Source organism: Verrucomicrobiales bacterium (assembly GCA_016793885.1).
Lineage (GTDB): Bacteria > Verrucomicrobiota > Verrucomicrobiia > Limisphaerales > UBA11320 > UBA11320.
Genome location: JAEUHE010000230.1, coordinates 19,061 through 36,004, shown reverse-complemented (window position 1 = coordinate 36,004; position 16,944 = coordinate 19,061). Strand labels below are relative to the sequence as shown.

The window sequence follows — 16,944 nt, the reverse complement described above, 5'->3', positions numbered from 1 at the left end:
GCCGAAATTCCAAATCTCCAACGACACACCGAAACTAAAACATTGAGACTCCATCTCTGATGGACTACACCTTTCCCACACCAAGCCACCATAGCTTAACTAACCCTCCAAGTGGCCGGACTATTGGGGCCACCTCAGAGTTCTTGCAGATGGTAGCGTTCCGCGTGCGACTACCGGGTTGGTTCATGATTTTCGATTAAGCGGGTTGGACGCACATAGCCAACCTCAATTGGGCTATAATATTGGTTGTACTCCCCAACTTCTAGAGTATATCGGGCTCTACATCGTGCCTGAGCCTAGCGGGGCGCTGTTGCTTGGAATCGCCGCCACATGCGCTTTGCTTGCTTGGCGAAACAGTTGGGAATGAAGGCGGAGCTCTACTTGGTGAGCGCGATGCGTGTCATCGCCGCCATCCACATCGACGACACCGTCAGACATTTGTCTCGTCAAAAGAAGCCCAAAGTTTGATGGTCCACGTAGAATTGAGAAGCGCATTTCAGTGGAGGAATACTTATGCAACCAAGCACCTGCATTTCTAGTGATGCCTGGCCGAATTCCGTGGCCGGGCACTTTAGTGACGTCTGCGCTCTGAGGTGGCTGCTGCCTCTGGTTTTAGCTCTATCTGCGTCGGCGCAACCGGCCGACTACGTCTACACCGCCGTAGACGGAAAGGTCACCATCACCGGATACTTCGGAAACGGGAGGGTAGCAACGATACCCAGCACCATCGATGGTCTGCCGGTCACCGCAATCGGGTCCCTTGCCTTCTTTCATCGCTCCAGCCTGACGAATGTCACCATACCCGACAGCGTTACGAGCATCGGGAGTTATGCGTTCGCTCGCTGCACTCTGCTGGAAAGCATCACGATTCCCGACAACCTCACGAACATCGGGGACGCGGCGTTCGCAGACTGCACCACCTTAGCGAGTATCAGGATTCCTAGCAGCGTCACAATGATCGGGGTTGGGGTGTTCGCCGCCTCCACCAACCTGGCGGAAATCACCGTGGATGAGGACAACCCCGCCTATCGTAGCGTGGATGGGGTCCTGTGTAACAAGAGCCTGACCACGCTGATCCAATGTCCCGAGGGCAAGTCCGGGAGCTACTCGATTCCCGACCGAGTCATCCGCATCGGCGATCGGGCGTTCGCTAGCGCCACTAGGCTGGCGAGTGTCTCGATCCTCAACGGCGTTCTGTCTATCGGGGACTCGGCGTTCATCGGCTGCGCCAGTCTCACGAGTGTGATCATCCCCAGCAGCGTTACCACGATCGGAGAGACGGCCTTCCTCGCCTGTCTCAAGTTGGTGAGCGTCGGAATCTCCAACGGTGTTGCCAGCATCGGCAAAGCGGCGTTCTACGACTGCCCGAGCCTCGCGGCTATCACAATCCCCAGCAGTGTTGTCAGAATCGGCGACTACGCGTTCGCTGGCTGCACCAGCCTAGCGGCGATCACCGTGGATGCGGGCAATTCGAACTACGGCAGCGTGGACGGAGTTTTGTTCGACAAAAGCCTGACCACACTAATCCAGTGTCCAGGAGGCAATACCGTAAGGTACACCGTTCCGAACAAGGTCATCAGCATTGGGGACTATGCATTCCATTCCTGTGTGAGCCTGACGAGTGTAACGATCCCCAATAGCGTCAAGTTCATTGGAAACGGGGCATTCCATAGTTGCACCAGCCTGGCGAATGTCTATTTCGAGGGTACCCGCCCAAGCCTCTCGGGGGAGACGGTGTTCGGTTGTTCGTGCGACCTGACCATCTACTACTTGCCTGATGCGCTAAGCTGGAGATCAACCTTCGGAGGTCGCCCGACCGCTGTTTGGAGGCCCCAGATCTTGCCTCGTGACTCAGGCTTCGGCATTCAGGCCAACCCCTTTGAGTTCACGATCCGCTGGGCTCGCGGTAAGACCGTGGTCGTGGAGGCCAGTCCCAGCGTAGTTGATTCCCTTTGGTCACCGGTGGGAACCAACACCCTGGCCGATGGTTCGTCCTACTTCAGCGATCCGCAATGGGCCAGCCACCCCACTCGGTTTTTCCGCCTCCGTTCCCCTTAGCCTAGCAGGGACCGCGCAGCCTCAGATCTCTTAACTCTGATATTGGCCGCGAGATTTGCGGACTGTCGATAGAGTCCCGGCATGGCAAGGCCGTTCGAGATCGATGTGTCCGAGTGGTGGTATATACTGAAACGAACGGGGAAGGGTTTTTCGGGATCACCTGGATCGGATCCGCATCGGGACGACGACAAACTGAGTGGTGAAGCGTCAGATAGCAGAGTTAAGAGATCCGACCCCAACGGGCTCCTGATCCCAACGGGCTCCCCGAGCGGACTCCGAGCGGCCGAGTGGCTCAGTCTAGAAGCGGCGCAGCCGATCTATTTCTCCGGGAGGCCGTCCGGCTCAGCGGTGGGCGAGGGTGAGGCTGAAGGCTGCGGTCGAGTGTAACCCTGCCGCCAAGTCGCCACCTGGCTCCAGATCATCAATCCCATCAGGATCCACGCGATCCACCCGTGGCGGGAGATCCACCCGCGATTGACCCCCGCGAACGCCAATGACCAAATGAGGGTTGGTAGGAGCAGCCCAAACAAGACGGCCAATCGCTGTGGCCCGGCATGGCCTGCGCGGATCTCCTGCATGATCCAATCGAATACCCAGTAGGCGGCAATCCCTAGGGCGAGATGAAGCGCGAGTAGGACGGCGATCTTGGGCCACGGGTTGGCGATCGAAGCCGCGAGCGCGACGCGGCGGGCTCCTACGGCGATCGGAATCGCCAACATAAGCCAGCGCATGGGCATCAGGAGAACGACGGCCCCGAAACCGGCAAAGCCGCTCTTGTCTCCCTCAAGCGGGTGACTTCCCAGTTCACCCCAAGCTACGGCCAGTTGCGCGCTCAGCACGGCGGCCAGAAACAGCAATACGTTGGAAACTATCGTCATTAGGATTTCCATAGACCTGAGCCCGTTTATAGCTCAATCAGCGTGATGCCTCTATCCGACTTTAGACGTATGCGACGGCTTGTTGGATAGGGATTCGGTTTGATCCAGATCCTCTCTCCCCCTCCGAAACCCCAGAACTCGCTTACGATCGGTCTGATAATTGGTCTTTGCCACCGAGGTCACGCTCTGCATACATTCGGGCATGCATTCGTCCGGTTCATTCTCTCGCCGTAGGTTTCTCAAGACCACGACCGCCAGCGCTCTGGCTCTCCCTTGGTTTGTTCCTCGCCTGATCTCTGCTCCACCTTCGAATCGAGTGCTGCATGCCAGCTTCGGAGCTGGGGGTATGGCGCGAGCGGATCTGTCGGAGCTCATCAAGCACCCGAACGTTCAGTTGACGGCTGTCGCGGATGTCGAGCCAGCGAAGGCTGCCGACCTCAAACAGAAGTTCCCTGAATTGCGTGTTTACCAGGATTGGCGCCAGCTCCTGGAAAAGGAAAAGGAGCTCACCAGCGTGAACGTCTCCACCCCGGACCATATGCACGCTGCAATGGGTATGAGCGCCATGCGTCACGGTCTCCACGTCTACGGACAGAAGCCGCTCACGCATGATATCTACGAAACGCGTCGGCTCACCGAGTTCGCCCGGGAAAAGAAGCTCGTTACCCAGATGGGAATTCAGATTCACTCTTCCGGGGAGTATCGCGCCGCTGTCCGCATGGTGCAGGAAGGCGTCATCGGCAAGATCAAAGAGGTTCATACTTGGAGCAGCAAGAAGTGGGGGGACACCGAAGCGAAGCCAGATCGAGTCGATCCTATCCCGGCGGGTTTCGATTGGGACCTTTGGCTAGGTGTCTGCGCGGATCGTCCGTTCATCGGCGATGGATGGTATCATCCGGGCAACTGGCGTAAGCGACTCGACTTTGGAACCGGCACCTTCGGGGACATGGGCTGCCACATTTATGATCCGGTATTCAAGGCTCTCGCCCTGACGGCCCCGCTGAGCGTGCGAAGCGAGGGGCCGTCGCCCAATGCTCATTCCTGGGCCGTCGACGCGGTGATTCATTATGTCTTCCCTGGCACCCAGTTCACTGAGGGCAAGACCGTGAAGGTCACCTGGTATGACGGCGATCAGCGTCCGCCCAAAGAGATTCAATCTCTGGTAAAGCCAGCCGTTGTTTCCTCGGAGCGTCCGTGGCTGCCAGATCAAGGGAGTATTTTTATCGGAACGAAGGGCGTGATGCTGCTCCCCCACATCGACCGTCCGAAGCTGTTCCCCGTGGACCAGTATGCCGGGATGGAGAAGCCTAAGATGGAACGGGCTCACCACTGGCATCAGTTCGTGGATGCGATTCTCGGGAAGGACAAAACGCAGGCCAATTTTGATTACGCCGGCCCCCTCACCGAGGCGGTCTTGTTAGGGAGCGTGGCCACCCGGTTTCCCCACACCACCCTGCAGTGGAACGCGCGCAAACTCACCTTCGATGTCAAAGAGGCGAATCCATTCGTGCGACGCACTTACCGTAAGGGTTGGGAAGTGAAGGGGCTTTAGCAGCCTGTCGGACTTATAGCCACCGCGACTCTGAGTCGGGGTGGTTCTAGCAGGCCGAGGTCTACCAATTCGTGGGTACAACGAAACGTCCTGATGGGGCACCTGCTGAACGATACTCGAAGTCCGACGGCCTCTCTCCATGAACCAAGCCTCGTTACCGTCTCCTACACTGCAAACTTAGCGACGACGTCGGGAGAACAGCAGCGAGAGGCTCATTTCTCCTACAGATCAGTGAAAGATCAGAACCTCCGCGAAAATCGACCGAACACTAGGCCGCTCAGAGCTATCAGAGCTAACGAACCCATCGAAGGCTCGGGAACGGTGAGGCTGAAATAGGTTAATCCCTTCGCGATATTCCCGGTCACGTTAGGGAGGTCGAAGTCCTCTGGATGTGGAAAATAGTAGTTGAAAGGAGGAGAGCTGCCTCGAATGCTTCCCATCTGTATGGCCTCCTCCCAGGTCTTCACCGTTCGTTCGAAATTCTCCCACACTCTGAGTTGGAGAGTAACGGTGTCTTGCAACTGCACACCCTGGATATCGAGCTTGGGCTTCCCGGCGATCAAGCCAGCTGTTGTTCCCTGTCGGAAAGTAACAACCGAACCCGGAACAGGCCGCAAGGTGTCTTCGGGTTGGTCTTTGGCAGGAGACATCCAAAGCTCAGCGAAGAACCCCTGTCCTGCCACTTTTGTGAAGGTGGCGTAATCCTCCAGGCTTCCACCGTACCTAGCAACCGTTGGAGCCGAGGGATCAGGCATAAAAATGTACTTTTCCTTCCCGATACCGAGCGAGTTTTGGTAGGTCAGGCTAGCCTGGCCGAGTAGGCTGAGCGCGGGGACTACCGCAAGACTGACAAGAATAAGAATCGTTCTCATGAAGTTTGCTTTGCCGGGGATGATAAGACCAAAATAGTTGGAGGTCTAGTCCACCCTGACCAACCGTCAATACAAGCGCGCGGGAAGCCTCAACAAGCTGGGTGCTTCTAGTTCCTGTCCCGTCTGAACCAATTACGATTTCAAGAGGTTGTTCCGGATCACATGCTCCCATTGTTAAATATTAGATGTGATCCCTGGCCCGCACGCGCCTCGCCCAGAGGCTGTGCAAAGTGGTGGCCATCAATTAGATCAATCCGATCGTTTCAGCAGCGGAGGTCCAGTGCCGATGGAATAGTTTGCGGAGTGGGCAATCTTGACACCTAGGAACAACGACTGGTGCCTCTCCGGGTAGCGAATTTCATGAACGATCGAGCATGGATCTGCACCTACAACGACCTCTACGACTGGGCGACTTGTCCGATCTTCGTGTCCAGCAGCACCGCCGCGGTGGTTCATTCGTCGTCTATCTCTCCTGCAGATCCCTGATTCTCTTCTCATTCACCAGAGCCACACTTGTGTGGATCCCACCAGGGCAGAGCCGCCGATGGAGAGGAGTTGCGCATTCGGTGTCTTCCGTGTTCCTTGGGTGGTGGTCCCTCGGAGGTGCTCTAAACACACTGATGGTCTTGGCTCATAATCTTCTTGGAGGATTTGACATGACCAAAACCATCCTGGAGGCCGGGACTCAAGAAGGTGAGTGTCACTGGGAAAAGACAGATCTGGCACGAATCTTCCAACGCCGCCGTTTTGTTGTGTTCCTTGGATTTTTGGCGGTGGCGGTGTTGATGGTTGCTCCTTTGATCCTGTGTCTATTGCTGGAAGTTGTCGCGCCGCGTTTGTCGCAATGAAACGAACAGCGCTGACCTCATGGCGATTGCCTGAGTGTCCTTCCCGTGATTTCCATATCCCCCTAAAAAAGGATAACCATGCCGGAAGGATCGATTTAGGGCCCACGAACCCGTGACCATTTTGTGAGCCTGCTCAACCGAAGTATGGGTTTGGACGATAGAAGAATGGAGGAGCAAGACGATTGCGTTGAGGCCTACCTCGCGGGCAAAGGCCCTTCACGTCTGAATACACCACTGGCCATCCGCTTTTTAACAAGCCTAGGCGCTCTTTGACGTTAGGCGGCACAATGCACCACTTCATGAAGAGACTGCTCATCACCGCTCTAGTTGCCCTTTCAGTCAGCATTTCAACGTCACGAGCGCAATGCCGTGCGGAAGAGTCGCTTTACCATCAGTTGAGTCCGAACGCCCTCGGTTCCACTTCAGCGGCCGCGCTCGACCGAGTCCTTAGTTCATCCGAGCACTATTCCGCGGGGATCCTTTATGTTGCTTGCGCTGTCGCGTTTCACAAAAAGCGTCTAGAAGATGCAGGCTTCCTCTTGTACGTCGCCCGATTTCGCTCGCGGTTTGACAAAGCGCTCTTTCCTCCCCGCGGGACCGGCGGGAACAATCCAATGCTCGCCTGCGGCGCGGCACATCAACAGCTGGGAGAAGTAGTGAATCCTGCGATTACCGCAGAGCCGAAGGTGTATGCGAGGGTCCTGGACAGAGTGAAATCCTGGAAACCTCAAGTGGCGGCGGACTACCACCCCGGTTGGGAATATTTAAAGAGAGAAAGCGAAAAACAAGCCGAAGAGGCCGTCGCAGATAACAGAAAGCAGGTCATTAACGGCATGACCGGTACTTGCACACTCCTGCAGGACGCCACTTACTTCAAAGCGTTCCGGACTGGCCAGGACTACAATCTGATGTGGGATAGCAACACGAACAGACCCTCAAAGGCGGCCTATGACGCCGCCCTAGAGACGATGGCAAGAATCGAAACGAAAAAAGGCATTCCAGGCATCGCCACTCTACGCGAGAAATAGAATGCCCGACAAAAGCACTCGAGCGAATGCGGGCGGGTCACCCTGGTTGCCGATGCGGACGAGTAGGGCCGCTCCTAGCGCTCAAGTCCTGGCTTTAGCCCCTATCGCGCTTTCGTCACCGTGCGCAACACCTCACAACACGGTCTGCTGTGGTGGGTGATTCCGGGAGTCTTGGCAGGTATGCCGAGGTCGTTCGTTCATCCTCAACGTCGGATGGCCGGCCAGAAGGTAGCTCAGATGTCCGCTGCCCCGCACGGAGTTCCGCTTTTAAGCGGATCGGCGATCACCCAAACGCCAAAGCGACCGCAACCCACGATGGGGTTGGCCGGAAAACGAGGACTAACCCAGGGTAGGCGCTCCTGCTTCGCGCCAACCCTGGGCTTTGAGGCGGAATCCCTGTGGGATTCTAACATTTGGTCGAGGAACTTATGGGTAATGCTTCGAGTGAGCTACAGGACCATCGAGCTATAAACCTCATCGGACCGCTTCAGGATCACCACCAAAACGCTTCGCGGGGCGCTTGACGTTATGGAGTGCGGCACCCCTGTGCCGCTTTGGCCTCTCCGATGGAATCGGTCATCGCCGCCCGCGCACTTGTTTCAACTGACCCTTGCTGGCTTGTAGGCTCAACTCTGGCTGGGCTAGGGTAGCTCGGGTATGGCTCAGGAATACGCCTACACTGAACCACTCGAATCGCTATGTTCAAAAAGACGCATCCGATTATTGGTACCCGGGACATTCGTCGCGCCATCGAGTTCTACACTGAGCGACTCGGGTTTGAACTCGCTTTCCAGGACCACCCAGCCGAACCCAATTACGTTGGCTTCCGCCGCGACCAGGTCGAAGTCCATATGCAATTCCAATATCCTCACGAGATGAGCACTATTCGTTTGCGCTTTCAGGTCGACGAACCCGATGCCGTCTTCCGCGAGTATCAGCAACGCGGCGTCGAGTGCAGCGCCGATGGCGTCCGCATTACCCCATGGCATACGCGTGAGTTCTCGCTCTACGACCCGGATCGCAACGCTCTCACGTTTTACAGCGACCTGGGCAGTCCACCCTAGCAACGGGAATACTTGAGGGTGAAAACTATTTCCTGTGGCGTAGCGCTGGCGTCCTTCACGTCGAACCTCGCCCGCAAGCCACCCGAATGAGCCCGGGACGCCGCCGCTGGTTGCTTTCTGGATGTCGCGATGTGGGAGATAAGCGACATCGATGCTTTACCGAGTAGAGCTTCATCACTTGTTCCGAGAGGAACGATAGGTCCGAAATGTTCATCCTGAAGACGGAAGTTCTAACCACGGATTTCGCGGATCGCACGGATGGACAAGGATTTGAACGGACCTCCTCATCACTCTGAACGGAACTGCGATCGTCCCGTTAGGAAATGTCACAACCTGGTCTTGATCCGTGTCATCCGTGAAATCCGTGGTTAAGGTATTCCCGGTTTTAGGTTTACTGACGTCAGAAGGTCCAGAGTCGCAAACAATCCGTCCCGAAAGGCTGGCGTGCCGGGCTGGAAATCGGCTTTCCTTCCGACATGAAATCGCTGACCGAATACCTCCCGTTCGATGTGCCGGAACGGCGCGGATATCTGAACATCACTCCGACGGTTGAGAAGCTAGTCAAGCAATCGGGGGTGAAGGAAGGTCTCTGCCTGGTGAACGCGATGCATATCACCGCCAGCGTCTACATCAACGACGCCGAGGATGGTCTGCTCCACGACTATGACGTGTGGCTCGAGAAATTGGCCCCGCACGAGCCGGTGGCTCAATACCATCACAATCGCACCGGCGAAGACAATGCCGACGCTCACCTGAAGCGTCAGATCATGGGACGAGAGGTCGTAGTCGCCATCACGCAAGGGGTTCTGGATCTGGGACCGTGGGAACAGATCTTCTACGGTGAATTCGATGGCCGACGCCGGAAGCGCGTGCTGGTCAAAATCATCGGGGATTGAACTTCCATAGGCGTGGGTTCCTCGCTTTCTGGCTGCGACATGTTGAGGGGTCGACTCCGCCGGTATAAAGAGCGGTAGCCCTCTCTCATCTTTACCTCCAAAAATGCGGAGTAGACAAGATGTCGGAGATCCTCACTTCTTCGGGGGAGTTCCTGATTCCGCGGCCGAGAACCCGCAGGGTTCAAAGAGATTAGCCGGGGCGTGGAGCGCAGCGACACCCCCGGTCTACCGCCCCCTATTGAACGGCACCCTGAAAGGCGTGCCACCCGTCGGCCAGTGGACTCCGGAACGGATTTTGTTCCTTGAGTGGGGGGGGCGACAACCTCCGAAGCCGGTGGCATCGCTGCGCGATGCTCCGTATTTTTATCGGTTCCGGGGGGGGCGAGCACCCCCGTCTAATGTCTATGAACCCTGCGGGTTCGGACCCGCTAAGACCAAGGTGAGCAGGTGCTGTAAGGCCCAACTTGTCTAGTCCCCATTTTGGGAGGTAAAGATGAGAGCTCTCTACCGCTTTTGTCCAAACCCCACGAAGTCGGGAATTCCAAAGACCCTGTTGAAGGGATTTGAGCCGGCGCTGTCGGACAGGCGTAGCGGAGTCTCGGTGGCAGTGACCACCGAAAATCGATTTAGCGAGGGCGCGTGTTCTTGGGCGGCGTAAAGCGTCCGACGGTCTTGGCCGCTACGATCTGCGCGGAGACATTCTTGGCCGCCTCGTTCATGAAGTTATCCAAGGTCTGCGACATCGAGAAAACTCCGCCGCCGCCCCAGCTATTGCGGTCCACCACGACAGTCCCCAGCAGCTGCTTGGTGGCCGCATCGCGGATCTCCACTGTCGCATCGAAGTAGGCATTTCCGGCGCCCATTCCAATGGCCAGGCGGGCGAAGCCGCTTCCTTCGACATACCGAGTTACCGTCCCACCGATGAGCAGGGTATTGGGCTCGGTTGAGGCCTCGGTGGAAAAGTGCGCAAAGGCGCCTGATGATCGGAGCTCGAGAGCTAGCAGTTCACGAAAGCGTCCGACGCCGGTCCGTCGTCGGGCTTGGACCTCTGGATCCTTCGCTTTCTCACTCACCTTGTCCTCAAAGGACGCCACAACGACTCGGGAGTATTTGGTCAAATCCGTAGACTGACCTTCCGTCGAGGGTTGGATCTTGGAGATGGAGCCGCATCCCGCCAACAGGAGTGAAATCAATCCAAGGCTCAGGGCGTGAATGGTTCGAAGTAAATGCCTCCGTCGAGCGATCGTAGTCATGAGTCACGGTGGCCTGGAGCTGCACTTTTGGTCAAGACCGAGTTGACAAGGGAGCGTATTTCAATGTCTGTGTGAGCGTCAATTGTGCCCTCCAGTCCTCACGGTGGGGCTCCCCGTCATTTTCCATCCGTGCCATCCGAGACATCCGTGGTCGCAGCCGGCATTTGTAGTCTGAGCTCCGATCCGCAACCCACGATGGGGTTGGCCGGAAAACGACGACTAACCCAGGGTAGGCGCTCCTGCTTCGCGCCAACCCTGGGCTTTGAGGCGGAATCCCTGTGGGATTCTAACACTTGGTCGAGGAACTTGTGAGTGATGCTTACAGAGAGTTACAGGACCATCGAGCGATAAACCTCATCGGACCGCTTCAGGATCAACACCAAAACGCTTCGCGAGGCGCTTGACCTTATGGAGTGCGGCACCCCTGTCTCCTCTTTACCTCCAAAAGTGGGGACCAGGCAAGCTCGGCAACGCCGGCGTCTCTCGCTTTGCCGGCAGAGCCCGAACCCGCAGGGTTCAAAGAGATTTAGCCGGGGGTGCTCGCACCCCCGGAACTGTTGTAAGTACCGAGCATCGCGGAGCGATGCCACCGGCTTCTGAGACGTGCGCCACCACTCCTCACAGAACCTAATCAGTTGGTCAGTCCGTTCGCCGACGGGTGGCACGCCTTTCAGGGTGCTATCGAATAGGGGGCCGACAGACCGGGGGTGTCGCTGCGCTCCACGCCCCGGCTAATCTCTTTGAACCCTGCGGGTTCTGGGCTTCGGCTTCGGGGACTCATGCGAGGAAGTGCCTACAGCTTGTATAGTCCCCTTTTTTGAAGGTAAAGGTGAGACTCCTGTGCTGCTTTGGCCTCTCCGATGGAATCGGTCATCGCCGCTCGTGCACTTGTTTCAACTGACCCTTACTGCCTTGTAAACCAACTCCGGTTGAACCAGCGTAGCTCAGGTGTGGCCCACGAACACGCCTGCCTTGAACCACTCGAATCTCTATGTTCAAAAAGACGAACCCCATTCTTGGTACCCAGGACATACGTCGCGCCGGATCGCAACGCTCTTACGTTTTACAGCGACCTGAGCAGTCCGACCTAACAAACGGAGGGGCCAGTGGTAGAAGAAATTAAGAACCCCCGACTGGAGGCAACTCGGCTTTGCGGATGAGGTCGGCCTTCCGCTTCCTCGTCATGCTCCACCCGAACTGGTTGAGCAAGTTCAAGACCGCGGGAAGCACCGTGAGCGAAGCCACCATGCACAGCGCGGTGCCGATGGCCATCACGGCTCCGAGGCTGGCGATCCCTTGATGCTTAGCGACCAACAGGCTGCCAAATCCCGCGATCGTATTGAGACCCGAGACCAGAACGGCCTTGCCGGTGCTCGTGGCCAAAATGCTGGGGTGTGGGTCTTCGGCGAAGCGGTTCAAAATATGGATTCCGTTCGTGACCCCGATCCCGATCAAAAGAGTCAGAGACATGATGTTTACCGGATTGAACGGAAGACCGATCAGCGTCATCACCCCGAGCGTCCAACAGAACCCAAGCACCACCGGGAGGAAAGCCAGCACCACGGAGTCAAGGCGCCGGAAATGCATGGCTACGATGATGGCGATTACGGCGGCGGCGTAGGCGCCGGCTTTTTGGAAGCTTTCCTTCACCAACGATGTGTATTCGTAGATCTGCACCGGCGAGCCAGTCACGCTGGGGTCCACAGTTCGTAGCTCACGAACGAACTCTTCCTGAGCGGAGCGCTGCCACACGTCCCCGCGTGGATAGATCTGAAGCAGAAATTTGCCCGAAGGGCTGATGAAGCGCTCACGGAGAAATGGCGGGATGTCCTGTGCGGTCAGTTGTCGCCTCACATCCTGGTTCCGAATCAGCGATAGCGTTTCCTGCACGTCGCCCAGCAGCCCCTGCTGGAATGCCGTCAATCTTGAGGCTGCCTGAGGGCCGTTCTGGTCAATCGTCCTGCGCAAGCTTGCCACCGCATCCCGCAACCCACGCAGGTCCGCCACGAACTTGGTATTCTCGCCTTGTCGGAGGAGATTGCCAAGGCCAACCCCGAGATACAACTCCAGCGAACCGAGGCTTCGCTCTAGATTGGCGATGTCCACCGGATTGGTGTCGGGTGAGGGAATCCGAATCTCGCCCACCCTCGTTTTGATCTCGCGTAGAGATCGGAGTTTTCCCTCCTGGTTCCCGGACAGATACTTCACCATCGAGTTCACGCTAGCCACGGACGGCAACGCCTTCATGGTTTCCTCTCGTTCGAGGGCGTGGGAGAGCGAGGTCGCCACACTTATGGCCGACAGAAGCGACTGGGAGCCCGACTGCATCAGTTTCTCCTCCAAGTTGACCGATGGCAGATCCCGGGTCTGCAGATGCAGCAGATTGTAGTCAAAATCCAAGTGGGGAAATCGCGCGATAGCCAAGAGGGTGAGGGTCATGCCGCAAACCAGCACCAGCTTCGGACGCTTGAGCCAGATCTGCTCGAGGCTCGCCCGTCGGCCCCGACTTTGCTGTATCAGGTGATCGGGTCCCGGAGTTTTCCCGCGCACCAACATCAATGGCAGCAGAGTCATCATGGGAACCAAGCAGACCAGCAGGCCGATTCCAGAGATAAGACCCATCTCCCGCACTCCTTTGAAATCTGTCAGGATCATGGCCAGGAAACCGCCGGCAGTAGTGAACCCGCTGGTAAAGATGCCGATGCCGGAAAACACGAGCGCCTTATGCATGGCCGCACGTCGATTCTTTCCGGCGCGCAGCTCTTCCTCGTAGCGGGAAATGAGGTGGACCCCGAAATCGATGGCCAACCCGATCAAGATGGGCACCAGTGTGATGCTCAGGATATTGAGGCGACCCACGGTGAGCGTGGCAAACCCGAGCGTGTAGCCGATCCCGACCAGCAGGCAGATCGTCGCCAATAGCGGCCGCCGAATCTCGTGGTAGCCGTAGATAAATATGGCAGCCACCAGAACCAATGAAAGCAGAGCTGCCCGATGTACGTCACGCTGGGCCTGAGCCATCTCGTCATGTTTCAAGACCGGTTCTCCGGTTATTCCTGCGTTCACCCCAGGCACCTCTGACTGGGTCTCGAGCACCAGTTCGCGCAGACGATCAATCGCGCGTCCCTCCACTTCTTCGCGCGCAGCGCTGGCGAAGACGGCATAGATTTGACCGCCGGCAAACGTGAGGTAGAGCCCGGGACGATCGCCGAACAACGCCGTGATTCCAGGGGTTGGAGGCACCGCTGCTTCAGTAATGCTCTTGGCTGCCTCCTCCACGATCCGATGGAGCACAGGCAGCGTTCGCGCCATGGGTAGTTGCTGGGCGCTGGCGGGGTCGGGCGCGCTTCGCAACTGGTGACTCACCGATTCGAGCAGTGAGTTCAAACTGTTCACCTGAGAGAATGTCTCGATGAGCGGCGCATACTGGACAAGGGCCAGCCGCAAATCCTCCAGCGTTTCCTCGGGCAGGAAGAAGAGCGCTTTGGGGCCCATTTGCTTCAGATCACCTTTGAAATAGACGTCGACAAAAAGGTCTGGCTCCCTTTGAAGCTTAAGAGCTAGTCGTTCAACGAACTGCCTGTTTTTTTGCTGACCCTCGCTTTCGACGATAGCCACCAAGCTGTCCTGAAACTTGAACTCATCCTTCAGTTTTAGAAAAGTCCGCTGATACTTTTCATGTGCTGAAACGAGATCGTTGCGATTGGTGCTGAAGCGGAGATAGGTGGCGGTGTAGACAACGGCGCCCACCAGGAGGAGGACCTGCGAGAAGGCGAACCACCTAGGATAATTCTCGAGGGCAAAAGCCAGCTTGTTCAAGAGCCGACCAGCTAGATGTTCGTGCAATGGACGCATACCGGCACTGAATCTTACATAAACTTGGCGTATCTCGACTTAACGTGGCAAGGCGCGAAACGCTTCCTGTTCCCTCAGCATATTTGTTGATGACTTAGGCCAAGCTTAACAATATGTTCCGCCCGCAACCAGATTGGAATCTATGAGCTTACTTGAGAATGTGGCGAGCCATGCGGTGGGGAGCCTGAAGGGGAACGGAGGGCAGTTTCAGGGTGATGCGTTGAAGATGGTGATGGCTCTGCTGACTCAGGGGGGCGGGGTCGAGGGGGTTGTAAAGAAGTTTGCGCAGCACGGATTGGGTGAGCTGGCGAGAAAATGGGTAGGCCACGGATCGAACCCTCCGATCACGGGGGAGCAATTCACACAGGTCTTCGGGGCTGTCCAGGTGGACCAGTTGGCCCAGCAGATGGGCTTGGCTGCGGACCAAGCCGCTCAGGGCCTGGCGGCTCTGCTGCCGACAGTGATCGACAAGCTGACACCCGATGGCAAATCAGTCTCGGGGGGAGACTTGGAAAGTGGCGTGTTTAGGATAATGGGAGAGGGTACCCAGGGGCTCGGCCTGGGGGATCTCACGAAGCTTTTCCGAACGGATCCACCACCCACTGAGCCGCAATCCAGCGTGCTAGGCGGAGGCGGCATCGATGCGAGAGCGAGCGTCAAACCTGCTCAAGCAGGAACTCCATACCCCCGGAGGTTGCGTCCGAATGAGAACTGCTTGCCCGGAGCTGCGGGGGTTGACGTGGAAATGTTCCCAACCTAGGGTCCCGGTGAATAACCCCGAGATAGACGGCCGATGGTTGCTCGTTTCTGGATGGAAGCGGCCCCTCGGCGGCCGCTCTTGGTTCCTTCGGCAGCTTATTGTATGAATCTTGGCGGCAAAGTGGCGTTGGTGACAGGCGGAACAAAAGGTATCGGAGCGGCGTCGGCACTCGTGCTGGCGCGCGAGGGTGCCGATGTGGTGATCAGCGGCCGCAACAAGGATGCGGAAGCGCTCGCGACCTTGGCCAGCATTCAGTCTCTGGGGCGTCGAGCCCATCTCATCTTGGCGGATTTAGCCGATCCCGCCGAGTCCACCCGCCTGGTTCAGGAAACGATCCAGGAGTTCGGTCGATTGGATGTTCTGGTTCATTCAGCAGGCGGACCGGTCCCCGGTGGGCTCTTCGAATTGACCCCGGAACAATGGCACGGGGCCTTCGACGCTCATGTCCACGCGATATTCTACCTGTGTCGGGCTGCGATTCCATCCATGCGCGAGCGCAAGGAGGGGGCGATCGTGTTGATCTCCTCAACTGCTGGCATCCGGGGCATCGTCACCAACGTCGCGTATCAGGTGGCCAAGGGTGCCATTCCTCAGTTCACCCGAGCGCTGGCCCGCGAGTTCGCGAATGACAACATCCGCGTCAACTGCGTGGCTCCGGGGGTGGTGCGGACTGCTTTTCACGCCACGATGAGTGAGGCGCAGAAAAAGCTGAATCTGGAGCAACGGATCCCGTTGCATCGCGAAGGAACTCCGGAGCAGGTCGGCACCCTCATCGCGGAGCTCGTCAAGAACGACTACATCACGGGTGAGACCATGACCATCGACGGTGGCTTGACGATGCGGATCGCCTGAGGCGCGGGTTTCCGCACCGGCGGCTCAGACATCGCAGACCTGGGCGGCGTGGCGAAGCGCCAGGGCTTTGTCTTTCCAGGTCGGAATGAATTCCTGCGCCACGAACCCCGTGTAGCCGGTTTCCAGAATGGCTCGCAGGATGGCGGGATAGTTCACCTCCTGGGTGTCGTCCAGCTCTCCGCGTCCCGGCACGCCAGCGGTGTGGTAATGGGCAATGTGCTCACGATGCGTTTGGAGGTGGCGGATCACATCGCCATGCATGATCTGAACATGATAGATGTCGAACAGGAGCTTGAAGCGGGGTGAGGCGACCTTGCGGATGAGGTCGACGCACAGCTCAATGTCGTCCCCGAAATAGCCTGGATGCCCCTTCATCGGGTGCGTGTTGTCGCGGCTGTTCAAATGTTCCAGGCACAAGGTCACGCCCTTCTCTTCGGCATACGGGATGACCTCCTTCCAACATTCCACGCAATTCTTGATGGCCTGGGCATCGCTGATCCCCGCCTCGCGCATGCCGGTGAACGTGATGATCTTGTTGCAGCTGAATTGAACCGCCGTATCGATTCCTTCCCGGAGCGCTTTGGCAACCGCGCTGTGGTTGGCTCGGTTGACCGGTCCTTTGGAGAATCCATGGCTGCCGACCAAGGAAATCTCCAAACCGAGCTCCCGAACCATGGGATAGTCCTTGCGGTCGATCCCTTCCATGGCCACCAGCCCGATGTCTTTGCACAGTCGCGCCAACTCAGCGGTGGGCATGGGATTGAAGGTCCATCCCATGATGGATTGTCGGATACGACCGTGGCGGATCTTGAATTGGGGGTTGGCTGCACTCGGTGCAGATTGGGCATCCGATCGACTGGGTCGAGAGAGCAGGGCGGCGCTGGCCGTCACGCCCATGGCCTTGAGGGAGGAACGTCGACTCAGCCGACGCGTGGAAGAGGGCCGGGCCTTCGGTTTCTGGTGTCCTGAGGGCATTTCGAATACACAAGCAGACCGCCGCTGTGTTCGCAATGCACAAAACCGCGGGC

The 16,944-nt window shown here is 57.5% G+C and carries 14 protein-coding genes; 9 read left to right on the top strand and 5 right to left on the bottom strand.

Annotated elements, in window-relative coordinates; genetic code table 11:
• The first annotated feature begins 330 nt into the window (after positions 1-330).
• Both JNN07_25120 and JNN07_25115 read left to right on the top strand, forming a co-directional pair.
• A complete protein-coding gene (locus JNN07_25120; GenBank protein ID MBL9171038.1) occupies positions 331-468 on the top strand; it encodes a hypothetical protein in 138 nt (45 codons plus the stop codon).
• Positions 469-513: 45 nt separating this feature from the next.
• Complete coding sequence (locus JNN07_25115) at positions 514-2,058, top strand: leucine-rich repeat protein (protein ID MBL9171037.1); 1,545 nt, start codon at positions 514-516, stop codon at positions 2,056-2,058.
• A gap of 317 nt (positions 2,059-2,375) precedes the next feature.
• Here JNN07_25115 and JNN07_25110 read toward each other — a convergent pair whose 3' ends face one another.
• Positions 2,376-2,936: a hypothetical protein gene (locus JNN07_25110; GenBank protein MBL9171036.1), complete on the bottom strand. Its 561-nt coding sequence runs from the start codon at positions 2,934-2,936 to the stop codon at positions 2,376-2,378.
• Positions 2,937-3,138: 202 nt separating this feature from the next.
• Here JNN07_25110 and JNN07_25105 point away from each other — a divergent pair, with 202 nt between their 5' ends.
• Positions 3,139-4,488 (top strand): Gfo/Idh/MocA family oxidoreductase, encoded by a 1,350-nt coding sequence (locus tag JNN07_25105; protein MBL9171035.1) that lies wholly within the window; start codon positions 3,139-3,141, stop codon positions 4,486-4,488.
• Between the two features lie 239 nt (positions 4,489-4,727).
• Here JNN07_25105 and JNN07_25100 read toward each other — a convergent pair whose 3' ends face one another.
• On the bottom strand, positions 4,728-5,360 hold the full coding sequence (locus tag JNN07_25100) for a hypothetical protein (protein ID MBL9171034.1): 633 nt from the start codon (positions 5,358-5,360) through the stop codon (positions 4,728-4,730).
• 656 nt (positions 5,361-6,016) lie between these two features.
• On the opposite strand from JNN07_25100, the gene JNN07_25095 reads away from it, so the two are divergent.
• The 4 genes from JNN07_25095 to JNN07_25080 all read left to right on the top strand — a co-directional run bounded on the left by JNN07_25095 (position 6,017) and on the right by JNN07_25080 (position 9,196).
• The gene (locus JNN07_25095) at positions 6,017-6,208 is read left to right on the top strand and encodes a hypothetical protein (GenBank protein MBL9171033.1); all 192 of its coding nucleotides are present in this window, start codon (positions 6,017-6,019) and stop codon (positions 6,206-6,208) included.
• Positions 6,209-6,507: 299 nt separating this feature from the next.
• Complete coding sequence (locus tag JNN07_25090; protein MBL9171032.1) at positions 6,508-7,236, top strand: hypothetical protein; 729 nt, start codon at positions 6,508-6,510, stop codon at positions 7,234-7,236.
• 698 nt (positions 7,237-7,934) lie between these two features.
• Complete coding sequence (locus JNN07_25085) at positions 7,935-8,300, top strand: VOC family protein (GenBank protein ID MBL9171031.1); 366 nt, start codon at positions 7,935-7,937, stop codon at positions 8,298-8,300.
• A gap of 476 nt (positions 8,301-8,776) precedes the next feature.
• On the top strand, positions 8,777-9,196 hold the full coding sequence (locus tag JNN07_25080; protein MBL9171030.1) for a YjbQ family protein: 420 nt from the start codon (positions 8,777-8,779) through the stop codon (positions 9,194-9,196).
• 626 nt (positions 9,197-9,822) lie between these two features.
• Here JNN07_25080 and JNN07_25075 read toward each other — a convergent pair.
• On the bottom strand, positions 9,823-10,449 hold the full coding sequence (locus tag JNN07_25075) for a DUF4410 domain-containing protein (protein ID MBL9171029.1): 627 nt from the start codon (positions 10,447-10,449) through the stop codon (positions 9,823-9,825).
• Between the two features lie 1,119 nt (positions 10,450-11,568).
• Positions 11,569-14,268: an MMPL family transporter gene (locus tag JNN07_25070; protein MBL9171028.1), complete on the bottom strand. Its 2,700-nt coding sequence runs from the start codon at positions 14,266-14,268 to the stop codon at positions 11,569-11,571.
• 178 nt (positions 14,269-14,446) lie between these two features.
• Between JNN07_25070 and JNN07_25065 the strand changes: the two genes are divergently transcribed.
• Together JNN07_25065 and JNN07_25060 are read left to right on the top strand one after the other, a co-directional pair.
• Positions 14,447-15,064, top strand: a complete 618-nt coding sequence (locus JNN07_25065; GenBank protein MBL9171027.1) for a DUF937 domain-containing protein — start codon at positions 14,447-14,449, stop codon at positions 15,062-15,064.
• Positions 15,065-15,166: 102 nt separating this feature from the next.
• Positions 15,167-15,916 (top strand): SDR family oxidoreductase, encoded by a 750-nt coding sequence (locus JNN07_25060; GenBank protein ID MBL9171026.1) that lies wholly within the window; start codon positions 15,167-15,169, stop codon positions 15,914-15,916.
• 24 nt (positions 15,917-15,940) lie between these two features.
• Here the strand turns inward: JNN07_25060 and JNN07_25055 are convergent, their stop codons facing one another.
• Positions 15,941-16,891 (bottom strand): TIM barrel protein, encoded by a 951-nt coding sequence (locus JNN07_25055; protein MBL9171025.1) that lies wholly within the window; start codon positions 16,889-16,891, stop codon positions 15,941-15,943.
• Positions 16,892-16,944: the final 53 nt, after the last annotated feature.